This window comes from Pseudomonas sp. 13B_3.2_Bac1, from assembly GCF_025466205.1.
In the GTDB taxonomy this organism is placed as follows: domain Bacteria; phylum Pseudomonadota; class Gammaproteobacteria; order Pseudomonadales; family Pseudomonadaceae; genus Aquipseudomonas; species Aquipseudomonas fluorescens_H.
This window is the reverse complement of record NZ_JANLOG010000023.1, coordinates 19,968-37,467: the sequence shown is the minus strand read 5'-3', so window position 1 is coordinate 37,467 and position 17,500 is coordinate 19,968. Positions and strand designations below refer to the sequence as shown.

General features: G+C 59.9%; 14 protein-coding genes and 1 pseudogene. 2 read left to right on the top strand and 13 right to left on the bottom strand.

All coding sequences use genetic code 11. From position 1 onward, the window contains the following. Positions 1 to 22 precede the first annotated feature (22 nt). A complete protein-coding gene (locus NTD85_RS03760; protein WP_103485534.1) occupies positions 23 to 988 on the top strand; it encodes a metal ABC transporter ATPase in 966 nt (321 codons plus the stop codon). A 3-nt stretch (positions 989 to 991) separates the two neighbouring features. On the opposite strand, the gene NTD85_RS03755 is transcribed toward NTD85_RS03760, so the two are convergent. The 5 genes from NTD85_RS03755 to msbA all read right to left on the bottom strand — a co-directional run bounded on the left by NTD85_RS03755 (position 992) and on the right by msbA (position 7,174). Then, positions 992 to 1,792, bottom strand: coding sequence for a hypothetical protein (locus NTD85_RS03755; protein WP_103485535.1), 801 nt, complete (start codon positions 1,790 to 1,792; stop codon positions 992 to 994). Positions 1,793 to 1,852: 60 nt separating this feature from the next. Further along, positions 1,853 to 2,554, bottom strand: coding sequence for a hypothetical protein (locus NTD85_RS03750; protein WP_103485594.1), 702 nt, complete (start codon positions 2,552 to 2,554; stop codon positions 1,853 to 1,855). A 3-nt stretch (positions 2,555 to 2,557) separates the two neighbouring features. Next, the gene (locus NTD85_RS03745; protein ID WP_262141463.1) at positions 2,558 to 3,532 is read right to left on the bottom strand and encodes a glycosyltransferase; all 975 of its coding nucleotides are present in this window, start codon (positions 3,530 to 3,532) and stop codon (positions 2,558 to 2,560) included. A gap of 127 nt (positions 3,533 to 3,659) precedes the next feature. Further along, complete coding sequence (hldE, locus tag NTD85_RS03740) at positions 3,660 to 5,081, bottom strand: bifunctional D-glycero-beta-D-manno-heptose-7-phosphate kinase/D-glycero-beta-D-manno-heptose 1-phosphate adenylyltransferase HldE (protein WP_103485537.1); 1,422 nt, start codon at positions 5,079 to 5,081, stop codon at positions 3,660 to 3,662. A gap of 290 nt (positions 5,082 to 5,371) precedes the next feature. After that, the gene (msbA, locus tag NTD85_RS03735) at positions 5,372 to 7,174 is read right to left on the bottom strand and encodes a lipid A export permease/ATP-binding protein MsbA (RefSeq protein WP_103485539.1); all 1,803 of its coding nucleotides are present in this window, start codon (positions 7,172 to 7,174) and stop codon (positions 5,372 to 5,374) included. A 154-nt stretch (positions 7,175 to 7,328) separates the two neighbouring features. Here msbA and NTD85_RS03730 point away from each other — a divergent pair, with 154 nt between their 5' ends. Beyond that, the gene (locus tag NTD85_RS03730; protein ID WP_262141462.1) at positions 7,329 to 9,194 is read left to right on the top strand and encodes an O-antigen ligase family protein; all 1,866 of its coding nucleotides are present in this window, start codon (positions 7,329 to 7,331) and stop codon (positions 9,192 to 9,194) included. Positions 9,195 to 9,263: 69 nt separating this feature from the next. On the opposite strand, the gene NTD85_RS03725 is transcribed toward NTD85_RS03730, so the two are convergent. From NTD85_RS03725 to NTD85_RS03690, 8 genes and pseudogenes are all read right to left on the bottom strand, one after another. Next, positions 9,264 to 10,148 carry a glycosyltransferase gene (locus NTD85_RS03725; protein WP_103485595.1) on the bottom strand — a complete coding sequence of 295 codons (885 nt, stop codon included), beginning with the start codon at positions 10,146 to 10,148 and terminating at the stop codon, positions 9,264 to 9,266. Between the two features lie 14 nt (positions 10,149 to 10,162). Next, on the bottom strand, positions 10,163 to 11,317 hold the full coding sequence (locus NTD85_RS03720; protein WP_103485541.1) for a glycosyltransferase family 4 protein: 1,155 nt from the start codon (positions 11,315 to 11,317) through the stop codon (positions 10,163 to 10,165). Next, positions 11,314 to 12,750 (bottom strand): PIG-L deacetylase family protein, encoded by a 1,437-nt coding sequence (locus tag NTD85_RS03715; RefSeq protein ID WP_262141461.1) that lies wholly within the window; start codon positions 12,748 to 12,750, stop codon positions 11,314 to 11,316. Before NTD85_RS03715 ends, NTD85_RS03720 begins: the two co-directional genes overlap by 4 nt. An 8-nt stretch (positions 12,751 to 12,758) precedes the next feature. Next, the gene (locus tag NTD85_RS03710) at positions 12,759 to 13,655 is read right to left on the bottom strand and encodes an antimicrobial resistance protein Mig-14 (RefSeq protein ID WP_262141460.1); all 897 of its coding nucleotides are present in this window, start codon (positions 13,653 to 13,655) and stop codon (positions 12,759 to 12,761) included. Continuing rightward, positions 13,655 to 14,785 carry a glycosyltransferase gene (locus tag NTD85_RS03705; RefSeq protein ID WP_262141459.1) on the bottom strand — a complete coding sequence of 377 codons (1,131 nt, stop codon included), beginning with the start codon at positions 14,783 to 14,785 and terminating at the stop codon, positions 13,655 to 13,657. Before NTD85_RS03705 ends, NTD85_RS03710 begins: the two co-directional genes overlap by 1 nt. Continuing rightward, complete coding sequence (locus NTD85_RS03700; protein WP_003221021.1) at positions 14,769 to 16,526, bottom strand: carbamoyltransferase; 1,758 nt, start codon at positions 16,524 to 16,526, stop codon at positions 14,769 to 14,771. Before NTD85_RS03700 ends, NTD85_RS03705 begins: the two co-directional genes overlap by 17 nt. Positions 16,527 to 16,754: 228 nt before the next feature. Next, a pseudogene (locus tag NTD85_RS03695) lies at positions 16,755 to 16,910 on the bottom strand (DUF3800 domain-containing protein); the annotation flags it as partial. A gap of 128 nt (positions 16,911 to 17,038) precedes the next feature. Beyond that, positions 17,039 to 17,374 (bottom strand): YceK/YidQ family lipoprotein, encoded by a 336-nt coding sequence (locus tag NTD85_RS03690; RefSeq protein ID WP_201135965.1) that lies wholly within the window; start codon positions 17,372 to 17,374, stop codon positions 17,039 to 17,041. Positions 17,375 to 17,500: the final 126 nt, after the last annotated feature.

Here is a 17,500-nt window from a genome sequence, read left to right as displayed (position 1 = left end):
GCGGCCTTAAGCAGGAGCCGACATGCCGCGCACGCTCATCAGAAAGAACCCGAGCAACTTCAAGACACTGCCGCTGTTCGTCGAGGCCACGCCCGAAGGCCTGACGTATCAGAGCGTCGGCATGCCGCTGAATTTCGCCCAGACCCTGCAACGGCGCAAACCGGTGAGCGTGGCGGATGCCGAGCGCTTCGCGGTGGAGCTGGCCAACCTAGGGGTCTCGGTGCGCCTGACCCTGCATTGGCAGAATCGCGATTACTGGGTGCTGGTGCGCCAGCGTCGGCAGGATCGTGGCGATGTGGTGCTCAAGCTGATTTCCGGTTACGTGCCTGCTCAAGAACTGAACATCCCGTTGCACACGGCGATTCAGGAAATCGCCGAAGAGTGTCTGCTGGAAACCCCGGAAGGCTGGCTCGGCGGACGCTTCAACGACACTTGGCTACCCGCACCCTACTCGTCCGCCCTGCATTACCGCGAGGCCCTGCCATTTCGCCTGACGCCACACTCCGGTTCGGCGCGGCCGGTGCGCTGCGCCAATCTGCAATTGCTCGAACGGCCACGGGCCTACGTGCATCTGCCGACCGCATCGCTGCAACTGATCTATGACTTACGCCTGGAGGTGCCCAAGGAAGTCAAATCCTTGAGCCTGTTTCACGTCGATGAGCGACTGGAAGGCGATCAGCTTGTCGCGCGACTGGACCGCAAGCGCCCCGATCTGTACCTGATGCCGTTGCAGGACGGCGAACCGCTGGCCGAGCTGTATACCTTGAAGAAAGGTCAGCTGTCTCCGGCAGGCACACGCGGTCTGTATCTGGCCGAAAGCTTCGCCAGACAGGATGGCTGGCTGGTGCGTGACGAGCGGATTCGCTGGAAGGACTGGCTCGTGGCGCAGGGGCTGGCGACGCCAAAAGCACCCCGCACCAGTCTCAGACAATTGAGCCTCAAGGCACTGAAGCTGGTCGGTCTGGTTAAACGTCGCCAGAGCAAATAGCGTTTAGCGTCGACGGTCCATGAACGTGCGCAACGTGGCGAACCAGTGAAAGTAGCGATTCTCGCGTTTGCCCATGCCCCGCTTGGGCGAAAACGACTCCTCGGCAAACGCACCATTGATCCGCACGCGTGACGCCTGGGTCGGCAGCGTGCAGACCTTGGCATCTGCCCGCTGCATGGCAAACTTGAGCAGGCGCTCGGAATGCAGCTTCCTGCCCGTCTCCTTGCAGAAGTCGAAGATGCGCTCGATTCTTTTGCCATATGCCCTGTAAGTGTCGCGCCCACAGACGGCAAAGCGGTCGTTCAGCCCGCCCCACCACTGCCAGTCAGGTATGTAGACGTTATGTCGACGGGCATCGGGCTGATTGAACATGTAGGCCGGCAACGGCGTGTGAAAGAAATTGTCCGGGCGCACGAACACCACGAAATCCGGGTTGAACGCCTCAATCATCGTGGTCACGGTGTGCAGCGAATTGAGCTGATAAATCAGGTTGCGCAGCGAGGCGTAATCGTCATTCCAAGTGTCGCCGAGGGTTTTTACCCGTTCGAAATCCCAGCGCTCCAGCACGCCGTCGGTGGCGGTGATGCCGCCCTTCATCGACTCGAAAGGTCGATAGTTGTCAGCCGCAAGCTCACCCTGCTCGCCGGACCTTGCGTTGCTGACCTCGCCAACCTGATACAGATGGTAGAAACACTGCACATTGCAGTCGGCTGGCAATTGCGCCAGAACGTTTTGCTCGATGGAAGGGAAACAGATGTCCGAGTTCCTTGGAATCCCGAAAAACGCCACCGCAATGTTCAACACTCGACCACACCTTTTATAAGTAAAACCAACCGCGAGCCCGCTCCGCGAATGTCGCATTGTTTAGCGACGGCGGAACCACCGCTGCCACCAGGGACGCGGCAACAGCGGCACGGTGATCACGTCTGATTGCAGCAGCCATTGCCGCTCATAGTCCCAGGCATGGCCGCTCCACAGTTTGCCCGCTTCGTTGGAGAAACCGAGCGTCATGAGCTGGTAGTTGTAATCGCCCTGCCCGCGCAACCAGTCCAGCAGCACCAGCGCATTGAATCCCGTGGACGGCCCTACAAAGCGCTTGCCGCCTGGACGCTCCACCGGATAATTCCACAAGGGCGGCAGCGGAATACGCTCCCAGAAAAGGGCGACGCCCGGGATCGGACACATCGCCCCGGTGGCGCCCACCAGCAGGGTGAAACACCGTCCACCCTGCTCGATCAGCCGCTGCACCTCCGGGCCGGGAGGGAGGCCGAAGAAGTAGGCGTCCGGCGCATTGAAACCATGAACAAACAGGTTGACGCTCTGCGGGTTGAGCAAAGACGCTTTGACGCAGGTATTGAAACTGACCACCACATCATCGGCGTTGATGGCCAATCGGTCGACGTCGGCCTGGGTGATGGCTGGGTTGTTGGCTATAAGTAGCACCCGTGGTGCTCGACGCAGACAGTCGATCAAGGCGTGCGGCAATGCCTGAGTCACTGATTGATGGCCGCCTGGCAGTGCATCCAGCGCCATGGGCGCAACGGTTCGTGGCGCTTGATGCTCCATCATTTAAGCCGGCACCTTCATCCCATAGCGTAACTTGACCCATAGCCGCGAAAATGCCGAGGGTGGTTGCCACGGACGCATTTCGCGCTGGATTTCGGCAGCGAGGGTTCGCCCGACACGGGCAAAGGAGTAGCGGTCTTCGGCAAATGCCTGGCCATTGCGGGCAATGCGATCGGCGAGCTGCGGATTGCTTTGCAGGAGCCGGATCTTCTCCACGGCCTCGTCTTCGCTGCGATAGAACACCGTGTTGTGCATGTCCTCGAAGCCCAGCAGACGGTCCTCTTCTCCCTGACTCCACGCCAGCAGCACACAACCGCACGCCATTGCCTCGAAGTTCTTGATCATGAACTCATTCATGCCGATGTCGGCACTGACGAAGATTCTGATGCGATTGAGCGTTTCCAGGTATTCAGCGCCGGAATTGGTGCGTGTCACCAGCAACCCGGTGCGCTGCGAAAGCGATTCCAGCAGTGCTTTGCGCAGTGCGTACTCGGTGCTTTTCAGACTGCCGAGAAAACCCAGTGGAATGTCGCGCTCGGTGCCGGTATTACGCAGCATCTGCTCGTCATAGCCCTTGGATACAAACACCGTATCAATGCCTTCAGCCTGCATCTTGCGGGCGACCACCGCCCCGGACACCAACGCCCGGCACGCGGGAAGTCGCTTGTACAGCCGTGAATACACGCCGCGGTACTTACTCTGGGGCATGTAGTTCTGGTACGCGTCGTGTTCGAGGAAGATCAGGCCGGGAATGCATTTGAGCACCCGCAACTGACGCACGACGCGTTTGACTCGCGTGAAAATCACAACACGATCGAAAGTCTGATACTCCACAGATGCCAGGAACGGTCCCAGGTTCATCTGCTGCTGCTTGCTCAAACGGTAGACGACGCATTCATCGCAGTTCTGCTGCACGATTTCGTACAACCGGTCCAGAATGACTCGCTGCTCGTCCATAACCAGGAGCATGACTTTCATAAATTAAATTACCGGGTGACAAAAGCTGGCGCGCGCAACGGTATTTGGCCCCAGCTTTGATGGAACGAATGAATCCCCATGACAACGTGCGCTCCCGCACGGTTCAAAACACTCATGACTCTTCACATCAACGACTGCGAATCTTTTCGACAATCGCCGTAGTCGAACTGTTTTCCACCAGCCCGAGTACTTTTACGGTGCCGCCGTAAGCGCTCACGATGTCGGCACCGACCACTTGGTCGATTCCGTAATCCCCACCTTTGACCAGTACGTCCGGCTTGACCTCGCGCAACAGGTTTTCCGGGGTACCTTCCGGGAAGCTGATAACCCAGTCGACGGCGCCCAGACCAGCGAGTACCGCCATGCGCCGGTCAACGCTGTTGATCGGTCGCCCAGGCCCTTTCAGCCGGCTGACCGAGGCGTCATCGTTGACTGCTACGATCAGGCGATCGCCCTGAGCCCGCGCCTGCTCCAGATAAGTCACGTGACCCGCATGGAGAATATCGAAACACCCGTTGGTAAAGACGATTTTCTCGTTATGCGCCCGAGCGTCGTCGACTGCCAGCAGCAACTGTTCAATACCCAGTACACCGCGTTCGGAACCTTCTTCGCGCTGAATCGCGCGGCGCAGCTCCGGCGCACTGATCGCCGCCGTACCCAGTTTGCCAACGACAATACCCGCCGCCAGGTTGGCCAGCGCGACCGCGTGAGGCAGCTCTTCACCGGCAGCAATCGCCGCCGCCAGGGTGGAAATCACCGTATCACCAGCGCCGGTCACATCGAACACCTCACGGGCGCGAGCCGGCAAGTGTAGCGCCGGATGATCAGGGCGCAACAATGTCATCCCGTGCTCACCACGGGTCACCAGAAGTGCACCTAACTCCAGGTCGTGCATCAGGGCTGCGCCCTTGCTCACCAGTTCGTGCTCATCGGCGCAACCGCCGACGATGGCTTCGAATTCGCTGAGGTTCGGCGTGATCAGACTGGCGCCACGGTAGATCGAAAAATCCTTGCCCTTGGGATCGGCCAGCACCGGAATGCCTTTGGCACGAGCCGCCTGAATCAAGGCCTGATGATTCTTCAGTGCGCCTTTGCCGTAGTCCGACAGCACCAGCACCTTGATGCCTTCGAGCAGATCATCGACCTGCGAAGCCAGGGCCAGCGCATCGGTGGCAAACGGTTCTTCGAAGTCGATACGCAGCAATTGCTGGTGCCGGCTCATGACCCGCAGCTTGACGATGGTCGGCTGATGCGCAATGCGCTGGAACAGGGCACGCACGCCCGCGCCCTTGAGACTGTTGCTCAGGCTGTCGGCGGCTTCGTCATCACCGGTCACACCGACCAGTGACGCCGGCGCGCCCAGCGCGGCAATGTTCAAGGCAACGTTGGCAGCACCGCCCGGGCGGTCTTCGATTTGCTCGACTTTTACGACCGGAACCGGTGCCTCAGGGGAAATCCGTGAGGTTCCACCATGCCAGTAACGGTCGAGCATGACATCGCCGACCACCAAGACTGGGGCTTGATCGAATCGCGGCATGGACAACTTCATGGAGCAACCCACATACAAAATGAACAGGGGCGCGATATTAACACAGGGTTGGCGCAGGCTTGTGTGCAGGCTGCAACAGTATGAAACAGCTATAGGCCTTGCTGGCTCTTTTGAACACTTGCCAGCCCTCGACAAGCGTCAAAGTTCTTCGAGGAACCCAAGTCAGCGCGGCGCGCGGAATTTATTCGGTCTGGACAAGGAAGATGAAAATCTCGATACCAGATAAAACGGGAGACCAGTATTCCGGGCAAAGCCCCGAACAATGATCTCCCGCCAGATTTGAAGTGGGTTCAGGCGATATCTTCGGCCGGAGCGTCGAGCCCCATGGCGTTCAGACGAGCGTAATAACCGTTTTGTGCCAGCAGTTCGTCGTGGGTGCCGCGTTCGACGATTCGCCCCTGATCCATGACCAGAATCAGATCGGCTTTCTCGATGGTCGAGAGACGGTGCGCAATCACCAGTGTGGTGCGCCCCTTCATCACTTGGTCCAGTGCCGCCTGAATGTGCCGCTCGGATTCGGTGTCGAGTGCCGAGGTGGCTTCGTCGAGAATCAGCAGCGGCGCGTTTTTGAGCAGTGCACGGGCTATAGCCAGGCGCTGGCGCTGACCACCGGACAGCAGCACGCCGTTCTCGCCGACCTGAGTGTCGAGGCCTTCGGGCAGTTGCGATATGAAATCCATCGCGTAGGCATCACGCGCGGCTTTCTCGATGTCTTCGCGCGGCGCACCAGCCAGATCGCCATAGGCAATGTTGTTGGCCACGGTGTCGCTGAACAACGTCACGTGCTGCGTGACCTGGGCAATATGACGGCGCAGGTTCAGCAACTTGTACTGTTCGACTTCCACACCATCGATAAGGATTTCGCCTTTGTTGTGGTGGTAGAAGCGAGGAATCAGGTTGGCCAGCGTCGACTTGCCGCTGCCCGAACGACCGACCAGTGCCACCATCTGCCCTGGCTGGACCGAGAAGCTGATATCGTCCAGCACCTGACGTTCGGTGCCAGGATAGGTGAAGCTCAGATTGCGCACATCCAGGCGACCGGTGACCGAGTCGCGCTCGACGGTACCGGTATCGACTTCCGGCTCGACATCCAGTTGTTCGAAGATGCTCTCGGCACCGGCCACGCCTTTCTGGATGGTCGAGCTGACTTCGGACAATTGACGAATCGGCTTGGGCAACAGGCCCGCGAGGGTAATGTAGGCAACCATGTCGCCGGCCGAAGCATCGCCGCGCAAATACAGCACGAGGAACATCAACACGGCCATCGCGGTGTAGATCACCAGTTGCAGCATCGGCGTGTAGATGGCACCGGTGCGGGTCATGCGCAGTTGCTTGTCGGTGTTGCTCTGGCTGGCCTTGAGGAAGCGTTTTTCCTCGTAGACTTCGCCGCCGAAGCTGCGGACTACACGATAGCCCTGAATGGTTTCCGAGGCCACGTGCGTGACGTCGCCCATGGCCAATTGGATCTTCTTGCTCTGCTTGCGGAATTTCTTGCTGGCGGTTCGCACCATCACGGCGATCAGCGGCAGGATCGCCACCATCACCAGGGTCAGCTTCCAGTTCATGAACAGCAGCGAGGCAAACAGGAAGATCACCGTCATGCCTTCACGGATTACGACCTTGATCGCATCGGTTGCCGCCCCCGTGACCATGGTCACGTTGAAAGTGATGCGCGAAATCAGGTGACCGGAGTTATGTTTGTCGAAGTAGCGGTTGGGCAGTACGAGCAGGTTGTTGAACAACTGCACCCGCAAGTCATGCACCAGGCCGAGGGAAACCTTGGCCAGAAAATAGTTGCCCAGATAAGATCCCAGCCCTTGCCATGCGGCGATCAGGATGATCAGCAGCGGCACGGCCTGCAGCAGTTGCAGGTCACGCAGGTACGGCACCGAGGGGAACAGCACCGCTTCAGGGTTGGACAGGCCGTCGACAAAATACTTGAGGATGTAGCCAAGCATCGGCTGGGTCGAAGCGAAAATCAGAAAGCCGACGATGCTGATCAGGAACAGACTGATGTACGGCCGGACATAGCCGAGCAGGCGGAAGTAGATTTTCAAGCTCGATGGGCTTGCGGCGGGACTGGAGTCGGTCATATCACGCGAAAGTCGATAAAAAGGACGCTGACTTTAGCACAGCTTCTTCTGGGTTCTGGCAATCGGCGAAAGGCTGTTATTGTTAAGCATCTTTTTCAGCATCAAATAGCCATCACTCGAATGGTCGATCAACTTCAGGATTGAATCTCACAGCATGCAACTTCGCAGCTTCAGCAGTACGTCCAATCGAATCTTCGATTTCATTTGCCTCTGGATTCTTCCAGTTGGCTACCTTTTGCTCCTGTGCGCATTGTTCTTTTTGCCCGGACGCAGCTCACTGCACAAAATCTATTACGGCCTGTTCAGCATTCCAGCGCTGTTTGCACTGTGCCTGCGCCCAAGGGAGCTGAAGGAACTGCTGCGCGAGCCCATCATCATTGCCGTCCTCATATTCGTCGCCTGGGCGCTGCTCAGTGTGGTTTGGGGCCCCGAAGGCGAATCCTTCGGCAGCACAATCAAACCGCCGTTGCACACGTTGATGCTGTTTGCCGGGAGCTATCTGCTGGTGCGCTATCGCAGCGACATCCTGCAACCCTTGATGTTCGCCGCCGCACTGGTCGCACTGATTGCGACGATCTTTTTTCTGTTCACGTTCGCCCGGGAGTATGCACCGGGCATGCGCCTGATCGGTGGCGGCGCGTTCGATAACCCGCTGCTCAGCTCGCACTTGTTCGGGTTCTTCTGCACTTACTGGCTGGCCGTGACCATGACCTGCAAGCGCCGCCAGTTAATGTGGCTGAGCGTCCCGGCGATGGCGATCATGTTCATGGCGGTGATCGGCACCGGCTCCCGCACCCCGCTGGTCGCCCTGACCCTGGCAGCGTTGTGGCTGTGCTTCATCTGCTGGAATCGGCGTTCGCTGGGCATGCTGGGGGCGCTGCTGGTCAGCGGTGTTGCCGTGGTGACCGTGTTCTCACACATGATCCTGGAACGTGGCGATTCCTTCCGGCTCGAAATCTGGCAAAAAGTGCTGCACATGATTGCCGAGCATCCGTGGATCGGTCATGGCTACAGCGCCGAACTGAGCGTCGATCCAGGCATCGGGGTGAGCTTTGAGGAGCCGCACAGTTTTGTCCTGGGCGTTCTTTATTACGTCGGCATCCTCGGCTTGCTGCCCTGGCTGTTCTTTCTGGCCTGGGGGCTGCTGAGCAGTTGGCGTCAGCGTGTGCAGCCGCTGCTGATCCTTGCTTCGACCTGGCTGGTGTTCGGCATCGGTGCCGGCCTGACCGAAGGGGGCGGGATCATCTCGCGGCCCAAGGAACACTGGTTCCTGCTGTGGATCCCGCTGGCCCTGATCGCCGCCTTGAGCATCAACCAGCGCGCGCGGCGCCTGCTGACATTGCCCGTGCAGACACTCTCGGCAACTGAGCTTCAGCGGCTGGGTGCGGACGCCCAAGTGATCGAAGAGGATGGCCTGGGGCCCAAGGTCCTGCGCCTGAATGACGGTACCTTTCTCAAGCTGTTCCGACGCCGGCGCTGGTACACCTCAGGCAGTTTCAACCCGTACTCCGAACGCTTCGCCGTCAATAGCGAACAGTTGCGCCAGAGGGGGATTCCCACCCCGCAGGTACTCAATCTGTATCGACTGGAGGACCGCAGCAGCGCTGTGCACTACGCGCCATTGCCGGGGCATACCCTGCGCCAGGTACTGCAGAGCATCACCGCGCCGGCCGTTCGCCAGGCATTGGTGGAACGCTTCGGCAGGTTCATGGCACAACTGCATGACAAGGGCGTGTACTTCCGCTCCCTGCATCTGGGCAACGTGCTGGTGCTGGAGGACGGAGAGTTCGGCTTGATCGATCTGGCGGACCTGTACGTCTACCCGAGCGCCTTGAGCAACTCGCTACGCCAGCGCAATTTACGCCACATGCAACGCTACACCGTGGACAAGCGCTGGTTGTTCGAGGATCACCTTGATGCGCTGCTGACGGGTTATGCCGTGACGGCATCGCCATCCGCTGTGGATAAATTGCGCAGGCAAGTACTGGCCGGCGACCCAGCGACCCCTGCACTGAAATAGTCGTTGGCTGGTCGTGTTCCGAACAGCCGAACACGACCTAAGCCGCTCGCCAATGGCGGGCGGCGAGGCTCAGCTTTTTTCCAGGGGAGAAAAGTACATCCGCGCCAGACCGCGCCAGGTTTTCTTGTTCCAGGCCTTGAACGGAATCTGCGCCAGCAGCTCTCTGGCGAATTGGCGATCGCGATTGGAGACTTTGAGGAACATCGAGCTGAGAAACCGGTAGCGCACGAAGTCGTACAGCGGATGCTCGCTGAATAATGCGTAGGTGCGCAGGATGTTTTCAGTCATGAAGCGGTTGTTCTTGTACGAGTTGGTGGCGTGCTTGCGGTAGCGCGCCATCACCACATTCAAACCGTCGATGAAGTACCCGGCGTGGGTCACCTTCAGCTCGATGTACAGGTCTTCAAGACGAATCGTCGGATCGAACCCCCCGACCTTGTCCAGCGCTTCGCGCCGAATCATCAGCGTCGGCGCCGGCGGATACGGCTTGCGTTCCAGGAACATGTCATCGAAATCGAGGCGGCGAAAAGGCACATCGCGACGCTGACGCTTTTCTGGATAAAGGCTACCGTCAGCGTGCATCAGCTCGATATTGCCGGCACAGATCCCGACCTCGGGCTTGCCGTCCATGTGTGCAACCTGAATCGCGATCCGCTCCGGATACATGATGTCATCGGAGCCGAACGGCACGATCAGGCTGCCCTTTGCACGGGCGATAGCGCCGTTGAGGGTATTGGTCAGGCCCTGATTCTGTTGCACACGAAAATCGAAACCGTACTGCGCCTGCAACGCGCTGATGCGCTCGACGCTGTCGTCCTTCGAACCGTCATCGATCACCAGCAGCTCAATGTTCTTGTAGCTCTGGTTGAGGACGCTGAGGATGCTTTCCTCGATGTACGGACCATGGTTGTACGAGGCGATGATCACCGTGACGAGGGGTTGAGCTTCGCTCATGTGTTTTTCAGCGCTCACGGCTGTTCCTTGCGGGCCTGTTCGAGGCCAGAGTCGATCAGGTCCAGGTATTCCTGGCGGAACACCTCGATGTCGTGTTGTTCCTGCAGATAGCGGTAGGCTTGTTCGCCCTTGGCCTTGAGTTCATCGTCCGACAGCGCGAGATAGGTATCCAGTGCGGCGACCAGACTCGGCACGTCCTTGGGCGTGATCGCCAGACCACCGGCACCTTCGATCAGCGGCAACATCGCCGGCACGTTCGAGGCAATCACCGGCAGGTGCCCGCTCATGCCCTCAAGCAACGCCAGGCCCAGGCCTTCGGCCAGCGATGGCATGGTCCAGATGTCGAACGCGCGCACGTATTGCAGAGCGTTTTCCTTGAAACCCAGCAGGTGTGCTCGACCGCTCAGGCCCAGTTGCTCGATCTCGGCCGCCAGCGGCGCTTGCAGGCGTCCGGCACCGATGATTGCCAGTTGAGTGTTCGGGTATTTGTCTTTCAGCGCGGCAAAGGCCTGCAGCAGATAGGTGTGCCCCTTGACCGACACCAGCCGCCCCAATGCGCCGATCAATCGGACATTCGGGTCGAGGCCCAACAACTCGCGAGCTTTTTCGCGGCTGTGTTGCAAGCCCTCGGCCTGCTCGATATCAATCGCGTTGGTAATGGCGTAAGTGTTCTGGTCGGTGAAGCCGCAGTCGCAATCGAGCAGGTACTGTTTGACCGCGGGCGACACACCGACGAAGCGCCAGTGCCGATCGATCAGGCGCTGGGTCTGCCGACGCCGGTAGAAGCGATCGTATTCGCCGAAACCGTGGGAGATGCCAATGCACAGCGGCACCTTCAACCAGCGGTTGAGCGCGAGCATCATGTTCACCGGTTTGAAGCGATTGCAGATCACCACGTCGAACTTTTCCCGGCGACAGAACTTGTACAACTGCCACATCGCCCGCAGGCGCATGCCCTTGAGCGACTTGTCGGAAAACTCGAAGTACACCGAATGGTCGGCGCGGCTCACCGGCTCGCCCGGTCCCGGTTTGCCGCGCAGGAAAGCGGCGGTAATCTCATAGCGCTCGCTCGGCAATGCCTTGACGATCTGTTCGGCGAGGTCGGCAAAGTCATGGGCTTTGACGTTGTAGTCGGGTTGCAGCTGCAACACCTTGAACCGTTGACTCATGACTCTCCCCGCTGGACGCCTGTCTCACCGTGCTTCAGTAGCCAGAACAACTCCTGGCGCCTGACGGCTTTTCGAAAAAATTCGTTTTCGCCGTATACCGACGAGGCCCGACCGGCCAACACGCGCTGGATCACCCGGCGCAGGCGACGCTTGAACGGTGCCGGCGGCTGCAAGTCATGCATCATGCCCAGCGCCATGGCCTTGTCGCGTTGCAACTCGATGGACAGCGGCAGGCACAGCGGCTGCATCGGCACTGCCGAATCGAAGGCCGGCGGCAAAGCGATGCCCTGCCCGGTGCTGCCCATCGGCCAACGGTCGTTGTCATGCAGATGGTTGGCGTAGCCGAGCAGCGTCGGCTGCCAGTCGAGACCGTGCAGCGCCTGCAACACCGCTTGCTGGGCGCAGAGGTGATCGGGATGCGGATCGAGGGTCGGGTGCGGCAGCACGATCACCTCCGGACGTGCGCGCAGCAGCACTTCACGCAGGTCGGCCAGCAGGTTGTTCCAGGTCGGCGCGCCATCGGCATCGCCGGGCAAGGTGAACGGATTCAACTGGCGAAACAGTCGCGTGTCGCTCAAGTCCGCTTCGCGCGAAGCCACCACCTGATTCGGCGCAGCCTGCATCGCTGCCAGTTGCAGACAGAAGTAACCGAGCTGCACGCAGTGCTCCTGCGGTACACCGGCCCAACGCGGTACGGCGAGGCTGTCCCAGGCGCGCAGCCGGCCCTTGAGCCGTGCCGCCTCGACCTTGCTCATGCCCATCTGTTGATAGTGTTCGGCTTCGATCTCGCCAGCGGTCAGGGTGACAATCCAGGCTTCGTCGGCCTGGCTGTACAAGCCATAAGCCGCCAGTTCGGCATCGTCGGCGTGCGGGGCAATCACCATCACCCGCTGACGGCGGTAATCCGGCTGCTCCAGCGCCCACAGCACCGGCTCGCCGGACACCCGGCAGAAGCGCCCGCGCAAGCGCAACTGACCTTGCGCCAAGGCTTGAGCCTGACCGCTGAGGTTCAGGTAACGCAGGCCATTGACCCCGCGCTCGAAGGTTTGTGCATCAGGATGCGTCCCGCCGAGCAGTTCGACGCGTGGATCGAGAAAACGTCCCAGCCAAGTGCTTTTGACCTTTATCGCGAGGATCAACGTCGCTTCGTCGACCAGCATCACGCCTTCGTCCAGACGCAATTGCTCGCCGCTCAAATGCACCTTCGGCTGCGGTGTGAACGGCGGAAAGCTGTACTGGTAATCGTCTTTCGGCGAATAGAACAGGTGATCGGCAAACCACGCCTCATGGGCGACCCAGCCAACCACTGCAAGCACCAACGGCAACCACCACGCCACCAGCACCCCGAGCACGATCAACACGATCAGGGCGATCAGCAAGGTGATGCGTTTATTGCGACGATGACGCTTGAGCAGTTGCTGTTTACGGCTCATGGGCTGACTCATACGGTGAACACCGGCACAGGATTGCACCAGCGATCCTTGTATTCACGGTCGGCGCGACCGAAGGAAAACCGCAGTGGCTTGTCCAGTGCCCGCGCATGCTCCCAGGCGCTTTGCGTATTGAGAAAGCTCAACACGCTGCCCGGACTGAATTCGCGGGTCTCGGGATCGACGCCGCCGTTGATGTATTCGACGCTGATCCACTCCGGCGCTTCGACGCGGTACACCAGTTGAATGGCGATCGGTGCATCGTTGAGGAAAATCACCGAGCCGATCAACAGTTCGCGCAGCAGCTCGATGACTTCGGCCATGCGCGCCGCGCCGGTGGCCGGGAAGCCCCAGCGACGCTGGAACAGATCACAGTAGATCGCCGCCAGTTCGGCGCTGGAGAACTCGCCGACCGGGCGCACCACACCACCCGCCTCTTCCAGCAGACGCAGTTCGCGGCGCTGGTTGTAGCGAAACTTCTTCGATAGTTCTTCGGGGGTGCGGGCCATGGCCAGTTGCTCGGTCTGCAACTTCATGCCGCTGAAGCGGTTTTCGTTGAGCGCCGACAGATAGCGTGCACGATGGCGCAACGGCGCCTGGGCATCGGCGGCGGCCGGCAGGATCAGCTCGGCATTGCCGAGGTCGAACAGGCCTTTCTTGCCGTTGCGCTTGAGCACGTCTTTGGACAGCGCCAGATCGCGGCCCCAGGTCGGGATCGCCGCTTTGACGTCACCGCCCTGCTCCCAGGCCAGATAGCGCACCGGGATGCCGGCCAGATCGGCCAGACGCTCGACCACCATAGGATGCGTCGCGACGCTGCCGCCAAAACGCTGCCAGGCGGTGGCATAGGTGGAGGCGTCAACGGGAGACCAGCCACGTTCGCGCCAGCCTTGAAATCGGTTGAGCATCAGCCCCTCGGTGCCAGATCGGTAACTTGCGGCAGACGCCAGAAGGTGTCGCGCACCGCACGGTCGGAGAAACGCTCACGCAGGCGATCGAGCATCAGCTCGGCACACTGCCGACGCTGCTGATCATCCATACCGGCCAAATGTTGCAGGCCTTGTGCAAGGTGCTCGGCATCGCCCAGCGGGAACAGAATGCCCACACCTTCGACCACTTCCTTCGCCCCGCCACCCGCCGTGGCGAGCAGCGGTACGCCGGCGGCCATGGCCTCCAGCAGCACCATGCCGAACGGTTCGTGATCGGAGCTCAGCGCAAACACATCGAAGGCACGGAAGTAATTGCGCGCGTCCGGCACCTGACCGAGAAACAGCACGCGATCACCGATACCCAGCTCGCGGGCCAGTTCCTTGAGGTCCTGTTCCAGACGCCCCTTGCCGAGAATCACCAATTGACTGTTGCCCGGCAGACCGGGCAACGCCGCGGCAAAACCGTGCAGCAACGTCGCCTGATCCTTGTCCGGGTGCAGCCGCCCGACGTTGCCGACAATGAACGCATCCGCCGCCAGCCCGAGGGTCTCGCGCGCTTCGCGGGCCGACACCTGACTGGCCTGCAAGGCCGGTACGTCGATGCGGTTGTACAGGGTCTGAATGCGAGTGGACGGCCATTTCGGCAGGCAACGACGCATGTCGTCGCGCACCGCATCGGACACGCCGAGCAGGCTCAGGCGCTTGCGAAAAATGTGCGCGAACAGCTTGCGCGTGCCGCGTTTGTAATCGTCAAACGCGTGGTGCACGCCAATCACCGGCAGCGAAGTGCCAAGCAAGGCGATGTAGATCGGCTTGAAGCGATGGGCGATGCAGAAACTGAAATTGCGTGAAGCGGCGATCTTGCGCAGATCGCCGATGGCGCCCAGCTTCAGGCCACGAATGGCCTTGGAGCTGTATTCCATGAACAACACTTCATCGGAAGCACACGCGGCGGCCACCTCGCTATCGGCGACCCCGGTCAGAAAGACCGTGGTCACCCGATAACCGGTGCCCGCGAACAGGCTGGCATACTGCCGTGCGCAGTCGAGGAACGGCCCGTCATAGCCGTGACAGAACTGCAGCACATGGCGTTCAGCCGAGCGTGTCATAAGCGTTTGCGCCCTCTTTGACCACCAGAATATCTTCCATGATCAGATACTGTAGATCCGAACCGAAGAACATGTTCAGGGCGTCGGTCGGCGAGCAGATCATCGGTTCACCACGACGGTTCAACGAGGTGTTCAGCGACACGCCGTTGCCGGTGAGGTTTTCCAGCGCCTTCATCATGTCGTAGTAGCGCGGATTGTATTCGCGCTTCAGCACCTGGGCACGGGAAGTACCGTCTTCGTGAACGACTTCCGGCACGCGGGTCTTCCACTCTTCCGCCACTTCGAAGGTGAAGGTCATGAACGGCGCCGGGTGATCGATCTTGATCATCTGTGGCGCAACGGTGTCGAGCATCGACGGGCAGAAAGGCCTCCAGCGCTCGCGGAACTTGATCTGGTGGTTGATGCGGTCAGCCACACCGGCCACGCTCGGGCAACCGATGATCGAACGACCACCGAGCGCACGCGGGCCGAACTCCATGCGGCCCTGGAACCAGGCCACCGGGTTGCCATCGACCATGATTTTGGCGATCTGCTCCGGCATGTTGTCGAGCTTGCGCCAGGTCGGCTTGTTCTCGTGACGGGCGCACGCGGCGATCACGTCTTCGTTGCTGTACGACGGGCCGAGGTAGACGTGTTCCATCTTCTCGACCGGCACGCCACGGGCGTGAGACACATAGGCCGCTGCGCCCACCGCGGTGCCGGCATCGCCGGACGCCGGTTGCACGAACAGTTCCTTGATGTCATCGCGGGCGATGATTTTCTGGTTCAGCTTGACGTTCAGCGCACAGCCACCGGCGAAAGCCAGTTTGCCGGTTTCCTTGAGCACGTCGCCCAGGTAGTAGTCGATCATCTGCAACGCCAGTTTCTCGAACAGCGCTTGCATGCTCGCGGCGTAGTGGATGTACGGCTCGTCGGCGATGTCGCCTTCGCGCTTCGGACCCAGCCACTCGATCAGCTTCGGCGAGAAGTAGAAGCCCTTGCCCTTCTCCTTGTAGCGACGCAGGCCGATCACGTTAGCGTAGTCGGTGTTGATCACCAGCTCGCCGTTCTCGAACGAGGCCAGGCGCGAGAAGTCGTATTTGCTGGCGTCGCCGTACGGCGCCATGCCCATGACCTTGAACTCGCCGTCGAGCATCTCGAAACCGAGGAACTCGGTGATCGCGCCGTACAGGCCGCCGAGGGAGTCCGGATCGAAGAATTCCTTGATCTTGTGGATCTTGCCGTTTTCGCCGTAACCGAAGAAGGTCGTGGCGTACTCGCCTTTGCCGTCGATGCCGAGGATTGCGGTTTTCTCTTTGAAACCCGAGCAGTGATAGGCGCTGGAAGCGTGAGCCAGGTGGTGCTCGACCGGCTCGATCTTGATCTTCTTCGGATCAAAACCCAGTTGCTCCAGGCACCAGACGATCTTGTTGCGATAGCGCTTGTAGCGACGGTTGCCCATCAGGATCGCATCGAGGGCGCGATCCGGCGCGTACCAGTAGCGCTTGGCGTAGTGCCAGCGGGCCTTGCCGAACAGGCTGATCGGGGCGAACGGAATCGCCACCACGTCAACGTCGGACGGCTTGATACCGGCCTGTTCCAGGCAGAACTTCGCCGATTCGTAGGGCATGCGGTTCTTTGCATGCTTATCGCGGACGAAGCGCTCTTCTTCAGCCGCCGCCACCAGCTTGCCGTCGATGTACAAGGCGGCTGAAGGGTCATGGCTAAGGGCGCCGGACAGGCCAAGAATCGTCAATGCCACAGGGTCTAGCCTCTTTAGTCTGCATTCAGGCGCGATGCGCCTTGAAAATTGATGTGCCCTCGCACCGGGCGAGAGACAGCTAAAGGGCGGGATTATAGCGTAAAAGCGCCGACAAGCCTCTAGCGGAACTGGCCGGCCTTTGCGTTGACACTCCCGAGCCTCTCAACATAGACTTCCGTGCAAATGGGCTGGGGGATCCCGGTCGGCGCTAATGCCTCGGTGAGACCACCGGGGCTTTTCGCTTTCTGGGGGAGGGAAAACCTTCAACCCCCAGTTCTCGAAACCTTTCCCAACTTTATTCCGCCCACCACTGCAATAGAACTTGCGCCTGAGCACGTCAAAAGCTCGATTTTCCTGACCTGCTCGCAAAATGCTCATGCCAATGTGATCGCCACTCTCATCAACATAGATGACGAAGTCGCTGTATTTCCCTGACGGGTTTGAAAGCACCGCCGCTTCATTAAGTGCATTCGACTCACGCTGGTTTTCAAAAAGAGAAAACTGCAAAACAGCTACCCGCGATCCGATCGCCAATAGATGCCGATATTGCCATCCACGACCTGTTGATAAATCGTATACGGCAACACCACCGTATCCAGCACACCGGACAACGGCAGGTCCAGCAGCACGAACGGCACCAGGACGCCGGAGGGGTCAGGGGGCGCGTGGAGTACGCAGAAGTCGAACGCCAGACCGCTGTAGATTCGCGGAATCGATTGGCAGTAGGTTTTCTGTTTGCGCATGTCGCGGGCGACGTCGGCGTCCATTTGCATTACCGAGGCGGCGGTGCCGCAGCCGGATAAAAGCCATGCGCAGGTGCTCAGTGTTAAGGCGTTTTTGATGGTCAAGATTTGCCCTCCGAAGTGGTCAGGGCAAGCTAGCATCGGGGCTGGAGCGGGCACAGTTCATAGCTTCCGGAGAAGCTGTAGGACAAATCAGTGGAGTTTGTCCGTCATTGCTCAAGAGCAGATTTT